Source organism: Streptomyces sp. NPDC014894, from assembly GCF_043080985.1.
Lineage (GTDB): Bacteria > Actinomycetota > Actinomycetes > Streptomycetales > Streptomycetaceae > Streptomyces.
Map to the genome: position 1 here is coordinate 298,200 of NZ_JBIBWD010000008.1, position 23,855 is coordinate 322,054.

Annotated in this window: 18 protein-coding genes; 9 read left to right on the top strand and 9 right to left on the bottom strand. The window is 71.6% G+C overall.

Going from position 1 to position 23,855, the window contains the following annotated elements; all coding sequences use genetic code 11:
- Positions 1-149: 149 nt before the first annotated feature.
- Positions 150-1,886, top strand: a complete 1,737-nt coding sequence (locus ACF089_RS21080; RefSeq protein WP_392028661.1) for a lysyl oxidase family protein — start codon at positions 150-152, stop codon at positions 1,884-1,886.
- A gap of 163 nt (positions 1,887-2,049) precedes the next feature.
- On the opposite strand, the gene ACF089_RS21085 is transcribed toward ACF089_RS21080, so the two are convergent.
- Positions 2,050-3,414: a lysine N(6)-hydroxylase/L-ornithine N(5)-oxygenase family protein gene (locus ACF089_RS21085; protein WP_392028663.1), complete on the bottom strand. Its 1,365-nt coding sequence runs from the start codon at positions 3,412-3,414 to the stop codon at positions 2,050-2,052.
- 49 nt (positions 3,415-3,463) lie between these two features.
- Between ACF089_RS21085 and ACF089_RS21090 the strand changes: the two genes are divergently transcribed.
- Positions 3,464-4,411 (top strand): methionyl-tRNA formyltransferase, encoded by a 948-nt coding sequence (locus ACF089_RS21090; protein ID WP_392028665.1) that lies wholly within the window; start codon positions 3,464-3,466, stop codon positions 4,409-4,411.
- Between the two features lie 342 nt (positions 4,412-4,753).
- Here the strand turns inward: ACF089_RS21090 and ACF089_RS21095 are convergent, their stop codons facing one another.
- Positions 4,754-5,524, bottom strand: a complete 771-nt coding sequence (locus ACF089_RS21095) for a hypothetical protein (RefSeq protein ID WP_392028667.1) — start codon at positions 5,522-5,524, stop codon at positions 4,754-4,756.
- A 204-nt stretch (positions 5,525-5,728) separates the two neighbouring features.
- On the opposite strand from ACF089_RS21095, the gene ACF089_RS21100 reads away from it, so the two are divergent.
- Entirely contained in the window at positions 5,729-7,288 is a 1,560-nt protein-coding gene (locus tag ACF089_RS21100; RefSeq protein ID WP_392028669.1) for an amidohydrolase, read from the top strand.
- An 88-nt stretch (positions 7,289-7,376) separates the two neighbouring features.
- Here the strand turns inward: ACF089_RS21100 and ACF089_RS21105 are convergent, their stop codons facing one another.
- Entirely contained in the window at positions 7,377-7,931 is a 555-nt protein-coding gene (locus tag ACF089_RS21105) for an ATP-binding protein (RefSeq protein ID WP_392028670.1), read from the bottom strand.
- Between the two features lie 193 nt (positions 7,932-8,124).
- Between ACF089_RS21105 and ACF089_RS21110 the strand changes: the two genes are divergently transcribed.
- Positions 8,125-8,340 (top strand): DUF397 domain-containing protein, encoded by a 216-nt coding sequence (locus ACF089_RS21110; protein ID WP_392028939.1) that lies wholly within the window; start codon positions 8,125-8,127, stop codon positions 8,338-8,340.
- A gap of 86 nt (positions 8,341-8,426) precedes the next feature.
- On the top strand, positions 8,427-9,329 hold the full coding sequence (locus ACF089_RS21115; RefSeq protein WP_392028672.1) for a helix-turn-helix domain-containing protein: 903 nt from the start codon (positions 8,427-8,429) through the stop codon (positions 9,327-9,329).
- Positions 9,330-9,498: 169 nt separating this feature from the next.
- On the opposite strand, the gene ACF089_RS21120 is transcribed toward ACF089_RS21115, so the two are convergent.
- On the bottom strand, positions 9,499-10,311 hold the full coding sequence (locus tag ACF089_RS21120; protein ID WP_392028674.1) for an SAM-dependent methyltransferase: 813 nt from the start codon (positions 10,309-10,311) through the stop codon (positions 9,499-9,501).
- A 512-nt stretch (positions 10,312-10,823) separates the two neighbouring features.
- On the opposite strand from ACF089_RS21120, the gene ACF089_RS21125 reads away from it, so the two are divergent.
- Genes ACF089_RS21125 through ACF089_RS21135 form a run of 3 tightly spaced genes read left to right on the top strand, consistent with a single transcriptional unit; the run spans position 10,824 to position 14,026 of the window.
- The gene (locus tag ACF089_RS21125) at positions 10,824-11,876 is read left to right on the top strand and encodes an iron-siderophore ABC transporter substrate-binding protein (RefSeq protein ID WP_392028676.1); all 1,053 of its coding nucleotides are present in this window, start codon (positions 10,824-10,826) and stop codon (positions 11,874-11,876) included.
- Positions 11,877-11,903: 27 nt separating this feature from the next.
- Positions 11,904-12,935, top strand: a complete 1,032-nt coding sequence (locus ACF089_RS21130; RefSeq protein WP_392028678.1) for a FecCD family ABC transporter permease — start codon at positions 11,904-11,906, stop codon at positions 12,933-12,935.
- A complete protein-coding gene (locus ACF089_RS21135) occupies positions 12,932-14,026 on the top strand; it encodes a FecCD family ABC transporter permease (RefSeq protein ID WP_392028680.1) in 1,095 nt (364 codons plus the stop codon). The genes ACF089_RS21130 and ACF089_RS21135 overlap by 4 nt, the downstream gene beginning before the upstream one ends.
- Positions 14,027-14,311: 285 nt before the next feature.
- Here ACF089_RS21135 and ACF089_RS21140 read toward each other — a convergent pair whose 3' ends face one another.
- From ACF089_RS21140 to ACF089_RS21160, 5 genes are all read right to left on the bottom strand, one after another.
- Positions 14,312-15,775: a glucoamylase family protein gene (locus tag ACF089_RS21140; RefSeq protein WP_392028682.1), complete on the bottom strand. Its 1,464-nt coding sequence runs from the start codon at positions 15,773-15,775 to the stop codon at positions 14,312-14,314.
- 207 nt (positions 15,776-15,982) lie between these two features.
- Entirely contained in the window at positions 15,983-17,830 is a 1,848-nt protein-coding gene (locus ACF089_RS21145; RefSeq protein ID WP_392028684.1) for a glycoside hydrolase, read from the bottom strand.
- Positions 17,831-18,011: 181 nt separating this feature from the next.
- Complete coding sequence (locus ACF089_RS21150) at positions 18,012-18,842, bottom strand: carbohydrate ABC transporter permease (protein ID WP_392028686.1); 831 nt, start codon at positions 18,840-18,842, stop codon at positions 18,012-18,014.
- Complete coding sequence (locus tag ACF089_RS21155) at positions 18,839-19,702, bottom strand: carbohydrate ABC transporter permease (protein ID WP_392028941.1); 864 nt, start codon at positions 19,700-19,702, stop codon at positions 18,839-18,841. The genes ACF089_RS21150 and ACF089_RS21155 overlap by 4 nt, the downstream gene beginning before the upstream one ends.
- A gap of 106 nt (positions 19,703-19,808) precedes the next feature.
- Positions 19,809-21,050, bottom strand: coding sequence for a sugar ABC transporter substrate-binding protein (locus ACF089_RS21160; RefSeq protein WP_392028688.1), 1,242 nt, complete (start codon positions 21,048-21,050; stop codon positions 19,809-19,811).
- 2,006 nt (positions 21,051-23,056) lie between these two features.
- On the opposite strand from ACF089_RS21160, the gene ACF089_RS21165 reads away from it, so the two are divergent.
- Positions 23,057-23,509 (top strand): VOC family protein, encoded by a 453-nt coding sequence (locus ACF089_RS21165; protein WP_392028690.1) that lies wholly within the window; start codon positions 23,057-23,059, stop codon positions 23,507-23,509.
- Positions 23,510-23,855: the final 346 nt, after the last annotated feature.

Here is a 23,855-nt window from a genome sequence, read left to right on the forward strand (position 1 = left end):
TCAGACAACCCTGGGGGAATTATCTCCCTCTCTTACGGCACAGGCCACGAGATCACGCGATATCGGCGCCGTCGGGCGGGTTCGTCCGGCCGGCCGCCCGTGCGCCGCCGTCACTCCCGCCCCAGGGCACTCGCATCAGCAGAGGAACGATGACCAGAACTCCACGTACCCGCATCTGGCGTTCGGCACTGGCCGCCTCGGCGGCGATCGCCGTCACCGCCGGCGTCGTCGCCGCCGCGCCCGAGGGCAGGACGGCGGCCGCGGCCGCCCCGAATCCGAAGCTCAGCCTTGTCACCGCGACCGCCTCGGTCAATCTGACCCGGTACCCGGACGACCCCGACTACCCGCAGTACAACGGCGTCCTGCTGGACCTCGGCACCTATGTCGGCGCCCAGGGCTCGCCGTTCGAGCTGAAGGTGACGCGCAAGTCGTACAAGGACCCGGTCATCGCCCAGCAGATCATCCACGAGGGCAAGAAGAAGCGCGTCAAGAACCTGCCCAAGGGCCTGGTCAAGGACTTCCGGGGGCTGCCCGGGTTCCTCGACGTGAGCGTCTCCGACGCCTCGGGCAAGACGGTGTTCACCGGCAGCCAGGACTTCTGCCCGAACAACGCCTCCGGGCGGATCAGCCACGACGCGCCGGTCAAGTCGCGCTACCCGCAGAGCTGTCCGGCCAACCCCTTCACCCTCGGCTCCGTGTGGGGCGTCGAGAAGGGCTGGGCGGCCAACACCTTCTCGGGCCACTACGACCAGAAGCGCGCGCTGCTCGGCGCCGGCTCCTACACCGCCAAGGTGACCGTCGCGAAGAAGTACCGCGACCTCTTCGGCATCGCCGGCAAGGCCAAGTCGGTCAAGGTGAACGTGGAGGAGTACAAGGAGGAGCCGGGCGGCCCGCAGGGGCGCTCCGCCAACGCGGGCGCGCACGACCACCACGCCGCCGGCCACGCGAGCCACGGCGAGCCGCAGCCCCCGGCGAGCCTGGCCGAGGCGGCGAACGGCACCGCCCCCACGTACAACGTGGGCCACGGCCCGTACCCGCCGGCCCCGCCCGCGCTGCCCTGGGCCCTGAAGAAGGGCGCCCGCTCGGCGGCGAACGTGGGCGACAAGGCAGGGCAGACGGACGGCTCGCGCATGGCGGCCGGCGACAAGCCCGCCGCCAAGCGGCCGACCGGCAAGGCGAAGGTGCCGAATGTGCCCAAGCCCGACCTGCGCTCGCTGCCGGCCTTCGGCATCATCACCACCAACGGCACCGACGGCGGCGCTCCCGGCCGGGACGAGCTGGCCTTCAGCGCCAATGTGTGGAACGCGGGACCGGCCAAGCTCATCGTCGAGGGCTTCCGCGCCCCCGGCAAGGAGCTGATGGACGCGTACCAGTACTTCTACGACGCCAAGGGCAAGCAGGTCGGCTACACCCCCTCCGGCACCATGGAGTGGGACCCGCGCGAGGGCCACGACCACTGGCACTTCACCGACTTCGCCAGCTACCAGCTGTTGACGGCCGACAAGAAGAAGGCGGTGCGCTCCGGCAAGGAGGCGTTCTGCCTGGCCAACACCGACGCCGTGGACTACACGGTGAAGAACGCCAACTGGCACCCGACCGGCACCAACCTCTCGCAGGCCTGTGGCGAGGAGACCGCGATCTCCGTCCAGCAGCAGCTGGACGTGGGCTCCGGCGACACCTACACCCAGGGGACGCCGGACCAGTCCTTCGACATCACGGACGTGCCGAACGGCACCTACTACATCGAGGTGCTGGCCAACCCGGAGAAGCGTCTCAAGGAGACCAGCACGAGCAACAACTCGGCGCTGCGCAAGGTCGTCCTGGGCGGCAAGAAGGGCGCGCGCACGGTGACCGTGCCCCCGCACCACCTGGTCGACGCCAACTGATCCACCGCTGAACCCCGGGCCCGGCCGCCGCTGCGCGGCCGGGCCCGGTCGTGTGTCCGGCCGGTCTTGTGTCCGGCCCGCTCGCTCCGGAACAGCCCGTCACGGTCCGGGGCGCTCCGCCACAGCCCGCTCCGACACGGGCTCCGACACGGCCGCTGCGGGGTCAGGCCGCGCCGCGCGAGCGGGCCTCCGTCGCCCGCCGGGCGATCAGCGAGGCCCTGATCTCCCCCGCGCGCACCGCCGTGTTGGACAGCAGCGTGGAGGTGATGCCGTGGGTGTGCTCGGTGCCGCCCTGAAGATAGATGTCCGAGGTGACCTGGGCGATGGTCTCCACCCGGTGGTCGCGCCCGACGAGCAGCGCGTCCTCCTCGTCCCGCAGACAGAGCTTGCCGATCTCGCCGAGGCGCTCGCCGATGCCCTGCGGCTGATAGCCGGTGGCATGGACCAGCAGATCGGCCTCGAGGACCTCGCGCTCCCCCGTCGGCAGGAACTCGACCGTGATGCCGAGGCGGTCGCCGTCGGCCGAGACCTCGCGGATACGGGAGACATTGAGCATGCGCAGCCGCTGCCGGCCCTGAACCTTCTCCTGGTACATCGTCCTCGACAGCCCCTCGATCAATTCCATGTCGACCACCGAGTAGTTGGTGGAGCGGTGGTAGTCGAAGAGGGAGCGCTTCACCTCGCGCGGCGCGCCGTAGTAGACGTCGACGGCCTCGGGGTCGAAGATCCGGTTGGCGAAGGGGCTGTCGTCGGCCGGTGTGTAGCCGTACTTGGCGAAGACCGAGCAGATCTCGGCGTCGGGAAAGCTGCGGTGCAGATAGTCGACGGCCTCGGCGGCGCTCTGTCCCGCGCCGAGGACCACCGCGCGGCGCACCGGGGTCGCGCCGCCGACGAGCCCGGCGACCCGGGGTATCAGTTCGCTGTTGTGCCAGACCCGGTCGCAGAGCACGGTCCCCGGCGGAAGCCGCGGCTCCATGCCCGTGGCGACGCAGAGGCTGCGCGCCCGGCGGACGGTGAGCCGGCCGCCGTCGGCGGGATCCCTGCTGGTGACGTCGAACCAGCGCACCTCGCCCTGTTCGGTCACCGGTTTCACCGAGACGACCTCCGCCGAGTACTCCACCAGCTCGCCGACCCGGGCGGCGGCCCACTCGAAGTAGTCGTGGAACTCGATTCGCAGCGGAAAGAGCGTTTTCTGATTGAGAAAGTCGACCAGCCGGTCCCGTTCACGCAGATAGCAGAGAAAACTGAAATCGCTGGTCGGATCGCGCATGGTGACGAGGTCTTTGAGGAAGGACACCTGCATGGTCGCGTCATCGATGAGCATGCCCCGGTGCCAGCCGAAACGCGGCTGCTTCTCCAGGAACCCGGCCCGGATCCGATCCCCCTCGGCCACTTGCGCGTTGTACTCCCGGACCGCGATCGCCAGGGCCAGATTCGAGGGTCCGAAACCGATCCCCAGAACGTCGTAGATGGTGCCCGAACCACTGTGCAGTGTGTTCACCGCGTCATCGCCTCCCTCAGCAGGCATATGTTAGATAAGGTTAGCCTTACCTTGCAATGTCCTGAGGAGGATTCGCATGCGGGTCGTCATGTTCGGCTATCAGACCTGGGGTCACCGCACTTTGCAGGCCCTGCTGGACTCCGAGCACGAAGTGGTCCTCGTCGTCACCCACCCCAAGAGCGACCACGCGTACGAGAAGATCTGGGACGACTCGGTGGCCGATCTGGCCGAGACGCACCGGGTCCCGGTACTGCTGCGCAACCGCCCGGACGACGCCGAACTCCTGGACGCGCTGGCGAAGGCGCGTCCCGACATCATCGTGGCGAACAACTGGCGCACCTGGCTGCCGCCCGAGGTCTTCGACCTGCCGCCGCACGGCACGCTCAATGTGCACGACTCGCTCCTCCCGTCGTACGGCGGTTTCTCGCCGCTGATCTGGGCGCTGATCAACGGCGAGCCCGAGGTCGGCGTCACCGCGCACCGCATGGACGCCGAACTCGACCTCGGCGACGTGCTCTTACAGCGGTCGGTGCCGGTGGGACCCGCCGACACCGCCACGGACCTCTTCCACCGCACGGTCGACCTCATCGGGCCGATCGTCCGCGACTCGCTCGATCTGATCGCCTCCGGCTCGGCGGTCTGGACTCCTCAGGACCGCTCCCGGGCCAGCTTCTTCCACAAGCGGGCGATCGAGGACAGCCGAATCGACTGGAACTGGCCGGCCGCCGACCTGGAACGGCTGGTGCGCGCCCAGTCGGACCCGTACCCCAACGCCTTCACCCACCATCGCGGCGCACGGCTGCGGATCGTCTCGGCGGCGGTGTCGAGGAAGCGGTACGGAGGGACCCCGGGCCGGATCTTCATCCGCGAGGGGGACGGGGTGGTCGTCGTCGCGGGCGCGGACGCGCGCTCCGGGGAGCGCCCGGGGCTGCTGATCCGGCGGGTGCGGACCGACGACGGGACCGAGCACGCGGCCGCCGACTACTTCCGGACCATGGGGGGCTATCTCACCGCCCGGCCCTGACGAACTCCCGGTCCGCACACCGCCGACGGACTCGCGGCACCGAGCACGGGGCGGACCGGGCGCGCGTCCGACGGGTGAGGGCGCGCCGGAGAGCGGTCCGGAGCGGCCGTCGCGGAGCCGGGGCCGACCGGTCCCGCACATCCGACGGGCCCGCACGTCCGGCGGGTCGCACGTCCGGTGGGCCCGCGCTCCGGCGGGTCCCGGCTCCCGCCGACCCCAGGCCCGGCGGGTCTCAAGTCCCGGCGGTTCCCGGATCCGGCCTCGGAGCCAGGGGCCGGACCGGGGCCGACCGATCGGCGCGGGCCCGGGTCATCCGCTTCACCCGGCCCCGGCCGGGTGCCGTCACACCCCGGAGAGACCCGTCGCGCGTCCGGGCCCGACGGACGCCTCCGGGCGCTCGCCGACGGACGGAAGGGACGGACGGAACGCGCCGTCGGCGGCGCGGGGCACCCGCCGGGCACGGTCCGGGGCCGGGGCGGGGAGCCCGGGCACGACCTCGGGACCGGCGGCGGGAGCGTGCCCGGGCCCGGAGGGCTCGGGCGGACCGCCCTCCTCCATCGGCACCAGCCGGTAGCGCTGCTCGTACTTCGACCGCCGCCGGCGGTCCGCCTTCTTCGGCCGGGCCCGCCGCGCGGCCGCGACCAGGGCCGCCAGCTCCGGGCTCTCCCGGCGCAGCCGGTACAGCGCCCGCCCGGACATACCGACGAGGGCCGCCGCCGGAGCGTGCAGCACACCGCCGCGCAGGGCGGCGAGCAGCACCCGCAGCGCGGTGGGACTCAGCCCGTCGGCGGGCGGCCCCGCGCCGTGCGCGCGAGCCATCTCGCGCGCCGCCGTCATCGCCGCCGCGAACGCCTCATCCCCCCGCTGCCAGTTGAGCAGCAGCCGCTCGGAGACGCCCGCGGCCATGGCACAGGCGGCCGGGTTCAGCCCCAGCGCCGCCGCGCGCAGCGCGTCGGCCATGCGCGAGGCGTTCTCCTCGCGCAGATCCGGCTTGCCGCCCCTCAGGGCGCGGCGCAGGGACTGGTCGATCTCTTCCTGTGCGTCGAGGCCCGCGACCACTCCGTCGGCCCAGGCCTGCAGCCGACTCGGGGGGACCTCTCGCCGCTCATCCACTCGAACACCTTCTTAGGTTAGCCTCACCTAAGCATAGTCGTCGCTCAGGGGTGACGCCGCCCCGGCGGGAAAGTTCGTTGATCTCTGACGGGTTTTCATCATCCTTGTGGCTCACAGACTTTCATCAGGCTCCACCGATCCGATCGGTTCCAGCCGCCCGAAGCCCGGCTGCGACCGCGACGGCCCCGCCGAAGGGATGCGCCCGTGCTCTGCACCAGGATCATCAACGCCGACATCGTCACGATGGACCCGGCCCGCCCCCGCGCGCGGGAACTCGGCATCTGGCGGGGGCTGATCGTGGGGCTCGACGAGGAGGTGTCCGCGCTGCCCGCCCGGCGCGTCCTCGATCTCGACGGCGCGACGGTGCTGCCGGGATTCATCGACAGCCATGTGCATCTGATGTGGGCGGGGCTGAAGGGGCGGTCCCCGAGCGTCGCGCCGTCCGCCCGGGCCGACGATGTGCTGGCCGTCGTCGCGGCCGCCGTGGCGGACTCCGCGCCGGGATCCTGGGTGGATGTGTCCGGCTATGACCAGCGCCCGCTCGGCCGCCATCTGACCGCCGCCGAGCTGGACTCGGTGAGCGAGGGCCGCAAGGTGCTCCTGGGGCACATCTCCGGGCACGGGTGCGTCGTGAATGGCGCGATCATGGAGCTGCTGCCTGCCGCCGTCCGTACGGAGGGTTTCCTCGCCGAGGAGTCGATGGCCGAGGCCCGCCGGCTCCGGCCCCCGCACTCGCTGGAGGAGCTGGCGGCGGCGATCGGGGACTCCGCGCGGGTGTGCCGTTCCGAGGGGGTGACGGCCTGCGCCGAGGCGGGCGTCGGCAGCGAACTGTTCGCCCACGGCCCGATCGAGGGCGCGGCCGTCCAGCTCGCCCTGGAGACGGGCCGGCTGCCGCTGCGGCTTCAGCTGATGGTGGCGGCCGACGCCCTCGCCCCGGTGACGGCCGCGCCCGAGGACACCACCTCGTACGCCATCGATCTCGGGCTGCGGACGGGCTTCGGCTCGGGGCGGCTCTCGCTCGGCGCGCTCAAGGTGTTCATGGACGGCGGCATGATGGCGCGTACGGCCGCGCTGAGCAGCCCTTACGAGGGCTCCGGAAACTCCGGGCGGCTTCAGCGGACGGCCCGCCCGCTGGCGGATGTCATCGTGGACGGACATCTCGCGGGCTGGCAGCTCGCCGTCCACGCGATCGGCGACCGCGCGGTGGATCTCGCGCTGGACGCCCTGGAGCGGGCCCAGCGGCTCCGGCCCCGGCCCGGCGCCCGGCACCGTATCGAGCACGCGGGTCTGGTCCGCCCGGACCAGCTGCCGAGGTTCGCCTCGGTGGGGGCGACCGCCGTCGTCCAGCCCTCATTCCTGCGGCACTTCGGGGACGACTACTCGGCGATCATGGGGCCGGAGCGGGCCCCTTGGCTCTACCGGGGCCGGGGATTCCTCGACCACGGGGTGCGGCTCGTCGGCAGTTCGGACCGGCCCGTCGCCGACGGGGCTCCCCTGCGGGCGATTCAGTTCATGGTGGAGCGGACCTCGCTGTCGGGCCGGACCGTCGGCCCGGCCGAGGCCGTCACCGTGGACGAGGCGCTGCGCGCGTACACCGTGGACGCGGCGTACGCCTGCCGCTGGGAGGAGAGCGCGGGCACCGTCACTGCGGGCAAGCGCGCCGATCTGGTGGTGCTGGGCGACGATCCCCGGCGGGTGAGCACCTCGCGCATCGGGGACATCGAGGTCGTCCGCACCTTCCTGGAGGGCGACGAGAGAGTCTGAGGCCGGGAGCCCGGCACGGATCACCGGGAAGAGCGGCCGTCCGTCCAACTACGAGGCGGATCGGTCGGCCGTACGCGGGGCGGGTCGGTCAGCCGTACGCCGGGCGGTTCAGCGTCGCCCAGACCGTCTTGCCCCGGGGCGGGGTGAGCGACCACGACCAGCTCGCGCTCAGCGCGCTGATCAGCGACAGTCCCCGGCCGCCGAGGGCGCGGGAGTCGGCGACCCGGGGCATCGGCGGCCGGGAGCTGGGGTCGGTGACCGCGCAGACGACGTCGTCCGGGTGGAGGAACATCCCGAGCCACACCGGATAGTCGCCCTGGCCGGCCGCCTCGGGCTCCAGCGCGTGCTGGACCGCGTTGGTGACCAGCTCGCTGACGACGAGCGCGGCGTCGGGGACCAGGGCGGGCAGCGCCCATTTGTCGAGGGTCGCGGCGACGAAGCGGCGCGCCTGCGGGGCGTTGCGAAGATTCCCGTCGAGGCCGCACGCGGCGAACCCGGCCGGGACGGCCCCGCGCCCCAGCCCCCACAGCACCTCGCTCACATCGGTCGGGCCGAGCGCCCGATCCCGGGGGAAGGCGGCGGAGCAGGCTCCCGCACCGTCCCTGATGCTCGTGCTCGATGAGGCCGACACGTGGGTCGTCACAGGTCATGTCCCCCTGGAGGATGCGGACTTCGGCGCTGGGAGAGTCACCGTGCGACGAGTATGGTCGACTCTCGCGTGAGAATGCAATTGCATCTGGGATTGCAGATGGGATTGCATTCACGGCACTCTGAAGGAGAACGATCGACCGTACGAAGAGCAAGGGGCTGTTCAAGTGGAACGTTTCGTCAACGGCATGCGGGCGAGTGCGCTGGACTCTGCGGCGTGGACCAAGAGCAGCCACAGCAACGCGACCGGAAACTGCGTGGAGTTGGCCCCGCTGCCCGACGGGTCGGTGGCCATGCGAAACTCCCGGGACCCGCAGGGACCGGCCCTCGTCTATACGCGCGACGAGATAGCGGCCTTCGTCGCGGGCGCCCGAAGTGGCGACTTCGATACCCTTATTGGCTGAAAAGCATTTTGGGGCCGTCGGGCCCCCTGCCCCCGGCGGTTCCGTGGTGGATACTGGCATCTTCCGAGCGTCCGCAGGAGCGCCCCATGGCCGCAGCCGAACCGAACGAGTCGTTGTTCCTACGACCGCTGGGGGCGGTGGAGCAGAACCCGACGGCCCTCAAGCTCATCCTGGGCGGAAAGCTGCGCGAGCTGCGCGTCACGGCCGGGCTGGACCCGGCGGACGTCGACGGCCGGCTCGGCTTCTCCCGTTCGAAGACCAGCCGGATCGAACTCGGCCGACACGGCTGCAAACAGGCCGACGCGCTGGCGCTGCTGACTCTCTACGGGGTCGAGAGCGAGGAGCGCGTCGAGGAGTTCCTGCGGCTGGTGGACCAGTCGCGGCGCTCCGACTGGTGGCGCTCGTTCAGCGACGTCCTCTCCGACTTCTTCACCCCGCTGGTCGCGCTGGAGAGCGCGGCGGAACGTATCCGCACCTATGAGCCCTTCTATGTGCCGGGGCTGCTCCAGACCTCCGCGTACACGCGCGCGGTGATCCGGTCGGGGCCCGGCCAGCTGCTTCCGCACGAGGTCATGCGCCGGGTCGAGCTGCGCCAGGAGCGGCAGCGCCATCTCGACGAGCCGGACGCGCCGCATCTGTGGGCAGTGATCGACGAGTCGGTGCTGATGCGCACGGTGGGCGGCCCGGAGGTCATGCGGGCGCAGCTGGAGCATCTGCTGAAGCTGGTCGAGCGGCCGAGGATCACCCTCCAGATCGCCCCGCTCGACGTGTCGGCCGCGGTCGGCGTCGGCACCGGCGTCACCTATCTGCGCTTCGCGCTGGGCGATCTCAAGGACGCGGTCTACATCGAGCATCTGACGGACTCGACGTTCACCCAGAAGCCGCCGGTCGTGGAGCAGTACCGGAACATGCTGGACCGGCTGGGCGCCTGCGCCCTCACACCGGCCCGCTCGCTGGAGATCCTGCGGAAGCGGCTGAGCGAGTCCTGACCCGGGGCCGGGTCCGCCGGGGCGGCGCGCTCCGGCGCGGGGAAGCTCCCGGCTGCGCGTCGGCGCGGGGAAGCTCCCGGCTGCGCGTCGGCGCGGGGAAGCTCTCGGCTCCGCGTCGGCACGGGAAGGAAGCTCCCGGTCCCACGTCGCGCGCGGGACCGGGCGACGGTCACCCCAGTCGGGCCACACCGCCCCATTCGAGCCATTCGTCCGTCTGCTGCACCGGCGCCAGATCGTTGTCCGGCCGCCAGGTCGACACCTCGACCAGTCCGGGCTCCAGAACGCTGAGGCCGGTGAAGTACTCCGCGACCTCGCGCTCCTCGCGCACCCGGCCCCAGTGGCCGCCGGTGGCCTCGGCCATGAAGTCGGTGACGAACTTCCGGATCTCCGGACGCTCGCTGACCAGCTGGCACACGACGAGGAAGCTGCCCGGCGCCAGCCGCTCCGCGACCCGCCTGATCAGCCCGGCCGGATCGCTCTCGTCCGGGATGCAGTGGAGGACCGAGACGAAGAGCGCCGCGACCGGCCGGTCGAAGTCGATCAGCCGGGCGGTCTCCTCATGGCCGAAGATGCCGTCGGTGTCCCGCATGTCGGCCTGGATGACCGCGGTGCGGTCGTTCTCGTCGAGCAGCGCCCGGCCGTGGGCCAGGACGATCGGGTCGTTGTCGACGTAGACCACCCTGGAGGCGGGGTCGACGGCCTGGGCGACCTGGTGGACGTTGTCCTGGGTGGGCAGGCCGGAGCCGTGGTCGATGAACTGGCGTATGCCGTACTCGCTGGCCAGGAGGCGCACCACGCGCCGGAGGAAGCGGCGGTTGTTGACCGCCAGGACCTTGGTGCTGGGGACCTGTGTGAGCAGTTCCTCGCAGGCCACACGGTCCGACTCGTAGTTGTCGCTGCCTCCCAGGTAGTAGTCGTACATTCGCGCCACGCTGGGCACCGTCGTGTCGATGGCGTCCGGGCGCCACGACTCGTTCTGCATCCCGCACTCACCCGTGTCTGTCGTTAGGAGGAGCCGTAAGACGCCCATGCTAGGGAGCGGGCGGGGCCCGGCATAGGCCGGAGCGGGGGAATCAACCCCAACAGACAGCGTTTTCAGCCATGTTCGAATGGATCGGCCCACCGTCCGCGCCGCCGAACTGGGCGGACGTCCGGGCGCTCGATCGCCGCCCCGCGACAATGCGCCACCGCGCGCCGGCGGACCGCCCCGCGCCCCTCCGGTCGCCGGAGCCCGGCGACGGGGCGGGACGGGGCGGGACGGGGCGGGACGGGGCGGGACGGGGCGGGACGGGGCGGGACGGGGACCGGGCAGGATCGGCTGTGCCGTGCGTCTCGCGGGGGGACGGTTGAACGTTGAGAGATTTGTAGCTTAGGCTTGCCTAAGTCGATCAGTGTCGCCATCACCCGCTGCCACCTGACCGTATTTGGGGATAAATATCCCTTTCATCCGGGCTTTGGGTCGACTGCCTTGCACATCAATCTTGAGGAACGTCCATGCTCGGGTTCACTCGCGTGGGTCGCCGCGCGCTCGCCGCCGCGGCCACCGCCACCGCCGTCGTACTCACCGTCGGCGGCTGCTCGTCGTCCGACGACGGCGGCGACAAGAAGTCCGAGGGCGCCGCCGAGAAGAGCGGCGGGGCGTTCCCGGTCTCCATCAAGAGCGCGCTCGGCACCGCCGAGATCAAGGAGCAGCCCAAGCGGATCGTCACGCTCGGCCAGGGCTCGACCGAGACGGCGATCGCCCTCGGCCACACGCCGGTGGGCATCGAGAGCTACCCGTGGGGCAGCGACAAGACCGGCTACCTCCCGTGGGTCCACGAGGCCGTGACCAAGAAGGGCGAGAAGCTCCCCAAGCAGTTCACCGGCGGCGAGGAGCTGGACACCGAGGCCATCCTCGAACTCGACCCCGATCTGATCCTCGCCCCCTGGTCGGGTGTCACGCAGAAGCAGTACGACATCCTCAAGGACATCGCCCCGACGGTCGCGTACCCGGACCTGCCGTGGAGCACCAACTGGGACCAGCAGATCGAGATCGTCTCCAAGGCGCTCGGCAAGGCCGACCAGGCCCCGAAGCTCATCGGCACGATCGAGAAGCAGCTGGCCGACGCCGGCAAGACCCGGCCGCAGTACAAGGACCTGAAGTTCTCGTACATCTACAACACCGGCCCCGGCACCCTCGGCGTCTTCAAGCCCGAGGAGCAGCGGGTCAAGATGGTCTCCTCCCTGGGGCTGACCGTCGACCCGGTCGTGAACGGCTTCAAGGAGACCAAGGGCACCGACTCGGCGCTCATCGGTCTGGAGAACGCCGGGAAGCTCAAGGACAGCGACCTGATCTTCACGTTCTACAGCGACGAGAAGAACCGTGAGGAGATCGAGAAGCAGCCGCTGTACGCGAGCATCCCCGCGGTCAAGAAGGGCGCGGTCGTCGTCGGCGACAACAACGCCTTCGTGACGGCTTCCTCGATCATCAACCCGCTCACCGTGCCGTGGACGATCGACCGGTACCTGCCGCTGATCGACAAGGCCGTCGCCGCCGCCGGCAAGTAACCGAGGATCCGGGGACACCACAGCCTGATGGCCACCGTCACCCACGTACCGCCGAGCAGTGCCCGGGACACGGGCACTGCTCGGCGGGTGTTCGGCATGATCGCCGGACTCGTCCTGCTGGCGCTCGCGCTGGCCGCGAGCGTCATGTTCGGCAGCTCGACCACCTCGCCCGGCGATGTCGTCGACGTGCTCCGGGGCGCCGCGGACGCGCAGACCGCCACCATCGTCGAGAGCCGCTATCCGCGGACCGCGCTCGGTGTGCTGGCCGGTCTCTGTCTCGCGGTCGCGGGCACGCTCATGCAGGGCGTGACCCGCAACCATCTGGCCGAGCCCGGTCTGCTGGGCATCAACGCGGGCGCTTCCGCGAGCATCGTCACCGCGACGGCCTTCTGGGGCGCGACCGGCAGCACGGCCGCCATGTGGTGGGCGCTGCCCGGGGCGGTGCTCGCCGGATTCGTCGTCCAGGCCGTCGGCGCCGTCGGCTCCAGCAGGAGCCAGGTCCGGCTGGTCCTGGCCGGGGCGGTGCTCTCCGCCGTGCTCATGGCGTACATCCAGGCGGTGACCCTCAGCAAGCCGCAGGTGTTCGACAGCTACCGCTACTGGGTGGTGGGCGCGCTCGGCGGCCGGGACTTCGGCGTCCTGATGTCGATGCTGCCCTTCGCGGCGGTCGGCCTGCTGCTGGCGCTGCTGCTGGGGCGCGGTCTCAACGCGCTCGCCCTGGGGGACGCGACCGCCGCCGCGCTCGGGGCGAACCCCTGGTTGGTGCGGACGGGCGGTCTGCTCGCCGCCACCCTGCTCAGCGCCGCCGCCACCGCGGCGGTGGGCCCGATCGCCTTCGTCGGTCTGGCCGTCCCGCACATCGTGCGGGCGGTGGTCGGGGTGGACTTCCGCCGGCAGATCGTCTTCGCGTCGGTGGTCGGCCCGGCGCTGCTGCTGGCCGCGGATGTCGTGGGCCGGCTGGTGATGCGCCCGCAGGAGCTGATGGTCGGGGTCGTGACCGCGTTCGTCGGCGCTCCCGCGCTGCTCATCGCCGTACGCAGAATGAGGGGGAACGCATGACCGCCGTGAAGCCGGCCGGGCCCGTGCCCGCCGGTCCGGGCGCCGCGTCCCGCACGGCCTCGCCGAAGGGCTTCCTCACCGTCGGCCGGGTCGTGGCCGTGCCGGTCCGGCGGGTCTCCGTCGTCACCGCGCTGGTGCTGCTGGCCCTGATCGTCGCGGGCTCGGCGGCCACGCTGTCGCTTGGCCGACTCGGGATTCCACTCTCCGGTCTCGGCGAGGCGCTGACCGGCGGGGCCGAGGGCAAGGACGCGTTCGTCCTGGAGCGGCTGCGCGGCCCGCGGCTGACAGTGGCGCTGGGCACCGGGTGCGCGCTGGGTCTGTCGGGGGCGCTGTTCCAGTCCGCCACCCGCAATCCGCTGGGCAGCCCGGACGTGATCGGTCTCGGCGCGGGGGCGGGCGCGGGCGCGGCCCTCGCCGCGCTGATGCTGCCCGGCACGGTGACCGTGCCGCTCGGGGCCCTGGTCGGCGGGGTGCTCGCCATGGCGCTGGTCTATGTCTCGACCGGCACCGGCTTCCGCAACCCGGCCCGGCTGGTGGTGGCCGGCATCGGTGTGGCGGCGATCTGCACGGCCGTGACGCAGTACGTCGTGTACGCGATGAAACGGGACAGCGCGGCCGAGCTGACCGCCTATGTCAACGGCAGTCTGGACTCGCGGTCCTGGGACGACGCGACCACCATCGGTCTGGTCCTGCTGGTCGCCGCCCCGCTGACCGCGCTGATCGCGCGGCGGCTGGCCATCGGCGAGATGGGCGACGAGATCGCCCAGGGGCTCGGTTCGGAGCCGAGGAACACCAAGACGTTCGCGGTCCTCCTCGCCATCGTGCTGTCGGCCGGGGCGGTGAGCGTGGCGGGGCCGATCGCGTTCATCGCGCTGACCGCTCCGCAGATCGCCAAGCGGATCACCCGGGCCTCCGGGCCGCATCTGGTGCTGGCCTCGCTGACCGGGGCCCTGCTGCTGGTGGCGGCGGATCTCTGCGCCCAGCAGCTGCCGCTCTTCGAGGATCTGCCCGTGGGCATCTACACGATGGCGATCGGCGGGGCGTATCTCGGCCATCTCCTGATCCGGGAGCGGCGCAAGGGAGCGCTCTGAGCCGGGGGCCGCGCGGGTGAGGGGCCGTTTCCGAGGGGTGTCACATCCTTCGGGGACGGCCCCTCACGGGTGTTCGTGACGAAGGAGCCCGACGGCGGCGGGCGCGCGATCGGCGTTCCGGGCGGCGGGCGAACGGCGGTCCGGGCGGCGGGCGATCGGCGAACGCCGGTCCGGGCGCGGGCGAACGGCGGTCCGGGCGCGGGCGAACGCCGGAAGCACCGGACGGTGTCGGCCGTCCGGTGCTCCGGGGCGGATCGGGGGGCGCGGCGTGGTGTGCCGCGCGGTTCAGATGCTGAAGCGCTCCCTGGCCAGCAGGGGCTTGACGCGTGCAGCAAAGCCGCCGGTGCGGAACGGGCGCTGGAGCAGTCCGGGGCGCAGCTCCTGGGCGAGCGCCGCGGCGATCATGCCCTGGTCGAGCGCGAGCACGAAGTCGCTGACCCGGCCGGTGCGGACGTCGACGGAGTCGCGGAAGCCGAAGCCGTCGTGGTACGCGCCGAAGTCGTCGGCGATCGCGCGGAGGTTGGCGACGGCCTCGCGGCGGGCGTACGGCAGCGCGAGGAACGAGGCGTGCGGGGTGACGACGCCGCGGGACTGGTAGCCCTCGACCTGCATGCCGATCGCGTCGACGCCGTATTCGCTGTAGCCGCCCTCGGGGATGTTCGCCGGGGAGAAGCCCCAGTAGCCGTACCCCTCCTCGATCAGGCCGTGCTCGATCTGGGAGCGGACGAACCGCTGGTGGGTCACGCCCCAGGAGCGGCGTCCCCACTCGGGCTCGGGGACGAACAGCGGGACCATGAGCGCCTCGAACATGGAGCCGCCCCAGGCGGGGACGAGCTTGCGGCCCCGGTGGGTGTAGTGCCCGTTCCAGACCCGGATGCCGTCGACGGTGACGTACGAGCCTCCGGGCCGCTGCTCCTGCTCGTGCTCGGGGAGCATGGTGCGGAGCAGGTGCCAGTAGTGGTCGCCGGGGAGCGAGCCGTCGGCGATGCCGAGGTAACTGGCCATGCGCGGCTCGGTGTTGAGGGCTCCGTAGTGGTGGGGGGTGGGCTCGCCGGTGTCCGTCCAGAAGCCGCCCCGGAGCTGGCCGGGGCCCTTGACCGGGTCGGCGGCGTCGTAGGGGGTGTAGAAGTACGACCAGTCGGCGTCGGCGAGGATCCGGGCGACGCGGCCGCGGAGCGCGGGGGCGGCGTCGGCGGCGATGCGCAGACCGGTGACGAGCCAGGCGTTGTCGACGGAGGAGAGGAAGGGGCGGACGGGTGCGCCGGTCTCCGGCCAGGCGGTGAGGACGGAGCCGTCGTAGGCGTCGTACCAGTTGACCCAGAAGCCGTGGAAGCGGTCGAGCTTCTCGACGGCGGTGACCATGTGGGCGAGCCGGCGGTGCATGGTCGCGCGGCTGATGACGCCGAGTCCGCCGGCGGCGACGGTCGACCAGAGGCCGCAGCCGATGTTGGTGGGAGAGGTGTTGCGGGAGGGGACGGGCTTGCCGGGCCCGCTGAGGTCGGCCTTGTCGGCGGTCAGACCGAAGTCGGTCGTCATGCACTCGATCGAGTGATAGGTGTCGCGGAACCAGGTGTGCAGCAGGTTCGTAGGAGAAGCATGAGGGCTTTTCCTACGGTGACGGGCGGTCGTCGCGGCCTCGCCCGTGAGGGGCGCGGCCGCTGCGGACGGTGCGGAAAGCGCCGGTACGGAGAGGGCTGCTGCCCCTGCCCCCGCGGCGGTGAGGAGCGTACGGCGGTCGAGACGGTCCATGTGTTTCCAGCTCCCGGTGGTGAAGGCGGGCGTGAGGAGGCGGTGCGGGTGCGGGGGCCCTCGGACTCCGGCGGTCCCCCGCACCCGTCGCCCGGAGGTCCCGTACGGGCGGGCGGGGCTGGTGCTCGTCCCGTACGGGGGTCAGGGGTGCGTCCGGGCCCGGCGCGGGCGGGGGTGTGGCGCCCGCGCCGGGCCCGGACGGGCGGGTCAGCCCCGGGCGAGGTGCAGGAAGCGGATGCCCGGGTTGGGGAGGTCGACGGTCAGGACCGCCGCGCCGTCGGCGTCCGCGGCGACGGCGCCGAGGCTCTCCTCGGGCAGCCGGTCGGCGTCGCGCAGCTTCTCCCACTGCTGGTCGTCGGGCCATTCGCCGCCGCCGAGGTCGTCCCAGACGGCCCGGATGTTGGCGTGCGCCTCGTCCACCCGGCGGGAGGAGACGGTGTAGCGCGCGCCGGGGGCGAGTCCGGTGACGCGGACGGTGGCGGTGCGGTCGAGCGCCGCCGAGCCGTCGATCTTCGACTGGTCGAGGGTGCCGTTCCAGACGAGGACGTCCAGGGTGGAGCCGTCCTCGGCGCGGGTGGCGACCGCCTCGACCAGCGCCTCGGCTCCGTCGCCGGTGACGGCGGCGGGGGCCCGGCCGCCCGCCAGCTGGGAGAGCAGATACAGCGCCCAGAAGCGGGGCTTGCGCAGATTGCCGACGGTCAACAGGCCGAATCCGCCGTGGAAGAGGCGGGGCGGCCAGCCCAGCTCCTCGAACTGGTCGGAGGCGACCCAGTAGGCGAGGCAGTCGGTGGAGGCGAGCGCGCTCTTCATGCCGCGCAGCACGAAGGGCGCGGCGAAGACGGAGTCGCTGACCCGGTGGAAGTGGGTCGGGGTGACTCCCCACTCGGTCCACAGGATCTCCGGCTCGGGGCGGCCGGTGGTCTCGGCGAAGGCGCGCGTCATGGGCCGGAAGTCCAGGGGCGCGTTGCCGTAGGTGTGGGTGGAGACGAAGTCGACCGGCACATCGTGGGTGCGGCAGTGCTCCAGCAGCGCGCCGACCCAGCCGGCCGCGGCGGAGGAGGGTCCGCCGACCCGGATCCGCTCGTCGACGCCCTTCACGGCGCGGACGGCGACCTCGTAGAGGCGGTGGTAGTCGTCCTGGGTGCCGTTCCAGAAGACTTCGAGGTTGGCCTCGTTCCAGACCTCGAACTCCCAGCCGGCCACCTCGTCCCTGCCGTACCGCTCCTGGAGGTGGACGGTCAGCTCGCGGCAGAGGTCGCCCCAGCGCTCCCAGTCGGCGGGGGTGGAGACCAGGGCCTTGTAGTCGAAGACGGTGTAGTCGGGGTCGGCGGCGAGTTCCTTCGGCATGAAGGAGAGTTCGACCACGGGCTTGAGACCGGTGGCGAGGAAGCGGTCGTAGACCTGGTCGAGCCCGGAGAAGTCGAAGGAGCCGTCGGGGCGGACGGAGACCGTCTCGGGGAGGAAGGTGCCGTGGGCGCGGACCGAGCGCACGCCCAGCTCGTCGCGGACGATGCCGAGCGCCTGGGCGTACTCGGCGGCGACGTCGGAGCCGCCGGCCCCGGGCTTGTCCCAGATCAGCAGGGAGAAGTGCTCCGCGCCGATCATCCGGTTCCACACCCGGGGAAGCTCGGTGGTCGGCGCGGCGGCGTCCACCGCGACGGTGACCTCGGCGGGCCGCTCGCCCGCGGCCGCCGCGCCGCCCGTGACGGCCTCGGACAGCTCGCCCGCGCCGCTGTCGGACCAGGTGGCGATCTTGTAGTGGTAGCGGCGGCCGGGCTCGGCCAGGGTGTCGGCGTAGGGCGGGTGCGGTACGGCCAGCACATCGCCGCCGAGGTGGTCCAGCGGGTCGAACGGCCCCTCGGCGGTGTCCGCGCGGTGCACGAGATAGCCGAGCGCCCCGTCCACCGGGGCCCAGTTCAGCAGGACATGGCCGGTACCGTCCTCGGCGCTCACCCGGCCGGGGGCGGGCAGCTCGCCGACTCCGGTGAGGCGCACATCGCTGGGCTTGCCGATGCGGGACTCCCAGTCGACATGGGCTGCGGACTTCTCGCTCATATCAGTACAAACCTTTTCGTGAAGGGGATGGGTGATGCGGCTGCGGTGCGGGGACCGCCAGAGAGGGGAGGGCGTCGCCGGGCGACAGCCGGCGCGGCCCGGGCCCGCGTCCCGGGCGGTCCCGACGGAGGTACGGGACGGACCGGGGCGCGGCCGGCGCGGTACGGGCCGGGGCCGCGGGCTACTTGAGACCGGCGGTCGCGATGCCCTGGGTGAAGTGGCGCTGCAGCACGGCGAAGACGAGCAGCACGGGCAGCACCACCAGGAAGGACCCGGCCATCAGCACACCGCTGGAGCCGTTGGCCCGGTTCGGGTCGGTGGCGAAGGTCGCCAGCGCCACGGGCAGGGTGTATTTGTCGGGGTCGTTGGTCGCGATCAGCGGCCAGACGAAGTTGTTCCACGACTGGAGGAAGGTGAGGATCGCCAGCGTCGCGAGAGCGGGTTTCACCAGCGGCATCACGATCCGCCAGAAGATGTACCACTCCCCCGCTCCGTCGAGCCGGGCCGCCTCCAGCAGCTCGTCCGGGACGGAGAGCATGAACTGGCGCATGAGGAAGACGCCGAAGGCGCCCGCCGCGAAGGGCAGCACGAGACCCGCGTAGGAGTCGATCAGCCGCATCTTGCTCATCAGCACGAACAGCGGCAGCAGCATCAGATTGCCGGGCACCATCAGCGCGCCCAGGACCAGGCCGAAGACCTTGCCGCGGCCGGCGAAGTTCAGTTTGGCCAGGGCGTAGCCGAGCATCGAGCAGAACAGCAGATTGGAGACGGTCACCAGGGAGGCGACGATGGTGGAGTTGAGGAAGTAGGCCGGCAGGTCCAGGAGGTTCAGCAGCTCGCGGAAGTTCTGGAGCGTCCACTCGGTGGGGATCCAGACCGGCGGGCTGGCCGACAGTTCGGACTTGGTCTTGAAGGCGGACAGCGCCATCCACAGGAAGGGGGCGGCCATCAGCACCAGACCCAGGCCGAGCGCCAGATAGGCCGCGGGCTTCTTCAGTCGTACGGTGCTCATTTCGTGTTGTCCTTCAGCAGACGGAGCTGGAGCACAGTGATGCCCATGATCACGACGAACAGCACATACGCCATGGCGCTCGCGTAGCCCATGTGGAAGAAGTTGAAGCCCTCCCGGTACATGTTGAGGGAGACCGTCAGCGTGCTGTTGGAGGGGCCTCCGTTCGTCATCACGAAGGGCTCCTCGAAGACGTTGAGATAGCCGATCGTGGTGATGACGGTCGCGTACAGCAGGGTGGGCCGCAGCAGAGGGACGGTGATCAGGCGGAACTCCTGCCACATCCCCGCGCCGTCGAGCCGGGCCGCCTCGCGGACGTCGTGCGGGATGGCCTGGAGGCCCGCGATGAACAGGACCATGACCGTGCCGAGGTTGCGCCAGACCGCCATCACGATGAGCGAGGGCATGGCGAGGGTCTCGGAGCCGAGGAAGTCGGGCGGGGTGAGGCCGAGTTCGACGGCGACGCCCGCGACCAGGCCGTCGGCCGGGTCCAGGACGAAGCGCCAGACGACGGCGATGGCCACGATGCTGGTGACGACCGGGGCGTAGAAGCCGATCCGGAAGAAGGTGCGCATCCGGTCGATGCCGTTGTTCAGCAGCACCGCGACGACGAGCCCCGCCGCGATCGTCAGCGGCACGCCGACGACCACGAAGTAGCCGGTGTTGAAGAGCGAGGTGAGGAACTTCTCGTCGCCGAACAGCTTGGTGTAGTTGTCCAGGCCGACGAATTCGGCGGAGAACGGGTCGGTGACATTGCGCAGGCCGAAGTCGGTGAAGCTCATCACCAGGGTGGCGATGATCGGCAGGGCCATGAAGACGGCGAACAGCGCCAGGAAGGGGGTGGAGAAGAGCCAGCCCGCCAGATTCTGGACGCCGGCCCGGCGCTTGAGGGGGCCGGGCTTCGGCGGGGGCGGTCCGGCCGCCCCCGCCGAATCCTTGGCCACCGTGTCGGTGAGGGTGCTCACTGCACTACTCCACGAGGCCGGCGGTCTCGGACTGCATCTTCTTCGCGGCCTCCTCCGGGGAGGCCTTGCCCTGGGTCACCGACTCGATCGCCGCGTCGATCTTGGAGCCGATCTCCGCCCACTTGGCGAGCGCCGGGATGGCCTTGGCGCTCTCCATCTGGGTGCGGAAGGTCTTCAGATTCGGGTCGGCGGCCAGCTCGCCGTCGTCCCACGCGGCCTTGTTGGCGGGCAGGTCGGTGGTGCGCTTGTACCAGTCGGCCTGGCCCTCGGCGTCCGTGAGGTGCTTGATGAACTCGCGGGCCGCGGCCTTGTGCTCGCTGTCCTTGGAGATCACCAGGCTGGAGCCGCCGGCGAAGGAGGTGGAGGAGGTGCCCTTCGGCAGCGGGGCGGCGGCCCACTTGCCCTTCAGCTCGGGCTGGTTCTCCGAGATGTTGACGGTCTGCCAGGGGCCGGAGAGGAACATCGGCACGCTGTCGTTGCCGAAGTCCTTGATGACGTCGTAGCCGGGCTGGACGCTCTTCTTCGCGAGCCCCTTCTCGAAGTACGAGGCGTACTCGGTGAGGGAGGTGACCGCCGCCTCGCTGTCCAGCGCGGGCTTGCCGTCCTTGATCAGCTCGCCGCCGGCGGAGTAGAAGAACGGGAGCCAGTTCTGCCACGCGTCGAGGTTGTAGGGCTGGAGCGAGATGCCCCAGGTCGTCTTCGCCTTGTCCTGGTAGGCGGCGGCCAGCTCGGACATCTCCGCCCAGGTGGTGGGGGCCTTGTCGACCCCGGCCTTCTCGGCGAGGTCGGTGCGGTAGTAGAGGACGCGGGCGTCGACGTACCAGGGGACGCCGTAGACCTTGTCGTCGACGACATTGCCCTCCCACGCGGCGGGGAAGAAGTCGTCCTTGGCGAATTCCTTGGTGTCCACCGGCTCCAGCACGCCCAGCTCGGCGAACTCGCCCATGAACGTGGAGCCCATCTGCATCACGTCCGGCAGGGTGCCGGCGGCCGCGGCGGAGACCAGCTTCTGATGGGCGACGTCCCAGCCCACCGGGGTCACCTTCACCGTGACGTGCGAGTTCTTCTTCTGGTATTCCGCCGCGACATCGCCGAGCTTCTCGCCCTCGGTGCCCATCGCCCAGACGGTCAGCGTCTGCTTCGCGTCCGCCGCGACATCAGCCCCGCCCGAGCCGCCGCACGCTGAGATTCCGAACGTGGCCGCGAGCGCGACGGCGACCGAGGCGGTTCTGGCAGAGCGGTGCATGGGGCTCCTCCTTGAGCGTTCCAGCGATGTCAAGCGGTGATGTATGCGCTGCCTGTAAGCGCATACATCACCCTGCGTCAGCCGGGAGGACATCCGCAAGGACCCTCGGGATCACGCTTCGGTAACGACGCCGGAATGTGGGATGCGTGCTTCGCACGCTAGGCCGGGTGTTTGCGAATCGAAAGCAGATGTGACTTATTCCGCTTCTGGTGGGGTTTGCGGCGGGGGCGGGGGCTTGCCGGGGGGGGTGGGCGCCCGGGCGCGGGGGGCTTGGGGGGGTGCGCCCGGCGGGGGGCGGGGGCCCGGGTGGTCGCTGGGGCGCGGGGTGTGGTCCTGCGGGGGCGCGAGGCCGGGGGGGGCGCTGGGGCGCGGGGTGTGGTCCTGCGCGGGCGCGGGGCCGGGGGGCGCTGGGGCGCGCGGCCTGGTCCTGCGCGGGTGGAGGGCCGAGGGTGGAGCGGAGTGCGGTCGGCGCTGCGGCGGAGGCCGGGGGCGCGGGGTGTGGTCCTGCGCGGGCGCGAGGCCAGGAGTGGAGCGAAGTGCGGCCGGGACGGGGCCGCTGGGCCGGGGCCTTCTGGGGCACGGGACGTGGTCCCGCGCGGGCGCGGGACCAGGGGTGGAGCAGGGTGTGGCGGCGGAAGCCGGGGGGCGCTGGGGCACGGGACGTGGACCCGCGCGGGCGCGGGACCAGGGGTGGAGCAGGGTGTGGCCGGGCGTGGCGGCGGAAGCCGGGGGCTCTGGGGCACGGGATGTGGACCCGCGCGCGGGCGCAGGGCAAAGGGTGGAGCGGAGTGCGGCCGACGCCGGGGCGGAAGCCGGAGGCATCTGGGGGGCGGGGCTGTCGGCCCCTTGGAGGTGCGGCGGGCCGCAGGAGGTGCCGGGCCAACCTCCGTAACCTCGGGGGCATCGCAGGGGAGCCCGCACACCCCTACAAAAACACCATGGGAGCCCCCCGCAGGGCGGTCGGCCCGCGGAGAAGCACCGTCAGGAGACCTTCGCAGCCCCGGGGCGACCTCACAGCAGGGGGCGGTCGAGGTTTCCCCAAGATGTCGGGCAGCCGCAGAGGGGCTCGGCCGAGGGACGGACCCCGTAGCTCCCTGGGCCGGTCCGGCCAGGGCAGCGCCGTGCCTTCCTCGGGGCGGGCGGTACGCAGTGGTCCGCTGCCGGGATCCGGACTGCGGCAGCCCGGATCGCACCACACGCAGCAGGCGCTGCTGCGGCCTCCGGGGAAGGCGGGCAAACCGCAGAGCGGCGCTGCCGAGCGACAGCCCCACAGGCCGGGGACGGCTCGGCGAGGACAGTTCCGGAACCCCGCAGGGCGGACGGCCCAAAGAGAAGCACCGCCAGGAGACTTTGGCGGCCTCGCGGCAGGGCGCGGCCGGGGTTTCCCAGGAAGGCGGGCAGCCGCAGAGGGGCACTGGCGCGCGAAGAAGCCCGCAGCCCCCGAGGCGGTCCGGCCAGGCTCCCCGGGGCGGATGGCCCGCGAGGCGCGCTGCCGGGAGCCGACTGCGCGGCCTCCGGGGCGATCGCGCGCGGCGCACGGTGTCGAGAGGTGTCGCGCGTCATCCAGGGCTGTCCGGCAGAGGCACTGCCGGATTCTCCTCGGAGAGGGTCGGTCCGCAGGGGTAGGTCACCGGGAGACCTTCGCGGCCTCGCGCGGGCACGCGAAGGACTGCTGGGATCTCCTCGGAGGCAGGCGGCCGCAAACGGGTGCTGCTGAGCGACGGCCTCCGGGGCTCACGGGCGATGCGGCGGGGCGCTGTTGGGGGCGGGGCAGGGTCGGGCGGCTCGCGGAGGGAGCGCCGCCGGAAGGTCTTCGGAACTGCGAGGCGGTCACGCGGGAGGCAGGGCAGGCTGGCGGGAGTGTTGGCGGGGGCGTTTTTGGACTCCCGAGCGGAAACGGTCGCGGGCTCCGGGGAGGTACGGAGTCGGCGTGGTGCACTCGCGGTGTCCGGCCCGGCAGGCGTCGCGAGCCGGGGTGTGTCAGACCTGTCTGAGACGCTGCGGGTATGGATGTGACGCTGCAAGTGACCATTGACTGCGCGGACCCTCAACGGCTGGTGTCCTTCTGGGCCGACGCACTGGGATATGTCCCGGAGCCGCCGCCGGGCGGTCATGAGACGTGGCGGGACTACTGGGCCGACATGGGTGTGCCCGAAGAGGAATTGATCGGCGCCGGGGAAACGCCGGAGTCGATCGTCGATCCGGCGGGGCGGGGGCCGCGAGTGTGGTTCCAGCGGGTGCCGGAGCCCAAAGCCGTCAAGAACCGGGTGCATCTTGATCTGAAGGTCGGCGGCGGCCGGAGCGTCCCGCTGACGGTTCGCACTCAGCGAGTCGACACCACGGTGGAGCGGCTCACCGGCGCCGGGGCGACGGTGCTGCGGGTGATGGACAGGCCGGACATGGACTACTACGCGGTCGTTCTGCGGGACCCTGAGGGCAATGAGTTCTGCGTCGCCTGAAGGCTGTCCGGCAGGGCTGTCCCGCAGGTGATCGCCGAGGTCTCCGGTCGTCAGCGTTCCGGGGACCGCGCGGCAACGGCCGTCGGGCGCGGGGATGATGAGGGCATGGCCCGACGTCACGACGTCGCCCTCGTCAGCGCTCGGCACGCGGCCACGGCTCGCTTCCGGGCTGCGGCGAGCACCGTCGAGGCGGTCTGCGCCCCGGCCGACTCCCCCTGACTGAACGGTGCCGGGCCCCGTTCACCGCCCTGCGCCGCTTCACCCTCGACGGCGCCGATCACAAGGGGCGGCCCGATCCGCCGCCGCGTCGCCCGGCGGAACCGCCACGCCGAGATGACCAGCGCCC

Coding starts and splice junctions, on each gene's coding strand:
- ACF089_RS21130 (WP_392028678.1), top strand. CDS start 11,904: ATGGCCACCGTCACCCACGTACCGCCGAGCAGTGCCCGGGACACGGGC.
- ACF089_RS21085 (WP_392028663.1), bottom strand. CDS start 3,414: ATGCCTGCTGAGGGAGGCGATGACGCGGTGAACACACTGCACAGTGGT.
- ACF089_RS21135 (WP_392028680.1), top strand. CDS start 12,932: ATGACCGCCGTGAAGCCGGCCGGGCCCGTGCCCGCCGGTCCGGGCGCC.
- ACF089_RS21125 (WP_392028676.1), top strand. CDS start 10,824: ATGCTCGGGTTCACTCGCGTGGGTCGCCGCGCGCTCGCCGCCGCGGCC.
- ACF089_RS21145 (WP_392028684.1), bottom strand. CDS start 17,830: ATGAGCGAGAAGTCCGCAGCCCATGTCGACTGGGAGTCCCGCATCGGC.
- ACF089_RS21165 (WP_392028690.1), top strand. CDS start 23,057: ATGGATGTGACGCTGCAAGTGACCATTGACTGCGCGGACCCTCAACGG.
- ACF089_RS21160 (WP_392028688.1), bottom strand. CDS start 21,050: ATGCACCGCTCTGCCAGAACCGCCTCGGTCGCCGTCGCGCTCGCGGCC.
- ACF089_RS21090 (WP_392028665.1), top strand. CDS start 3,464: ATGCGGGTCGTCATGTTCGGCTATCAGACCTGGGGTCACCGCACTTTG.
- ACF089_RS21110 (WP_392028939.1), top strand. CDS start 8,125: ATGCGGGCGAGTGCGCTGGACTCTGCGGCGTGGACCAAGAGCAGCCAC.
- ACF089_RS21150 (WP_392028686.1), bottom strand. CDS start 18,842: ATGAGCACCGTACGACTGAAGAAGCCCGCGGCCTATCTGGCGCTCGGC.
- ACF089_RS21080 (WP_392028661.1), top strand. CDS start 150: ATGACCAGAACTCCACGTACCCGCATCTGGCGTTCGGCACTGGCCGCC.
- ACF089_RS21140 (WP_392028682.1), bottom strand. CDS start 15,775: ATGGACCGTCTCGACCGCCGTACGCTCCTCACCGCCGCGGGGGCAGGG.
- ACF089_RS21120 (WP_392028674.1), bottom strand. CDS start 10,311: ATGCAGAACGAGTCGTGGCGCCCGGACGCCATCGACACGACGGTGCCC.
- ACF089_RS21115 (WP_392028672.1), top strand. CDS start 8,427: ATGGCCGCAGCCGAACCGAACGAGTCGTTGTTCCTACGACCGCTGGGG.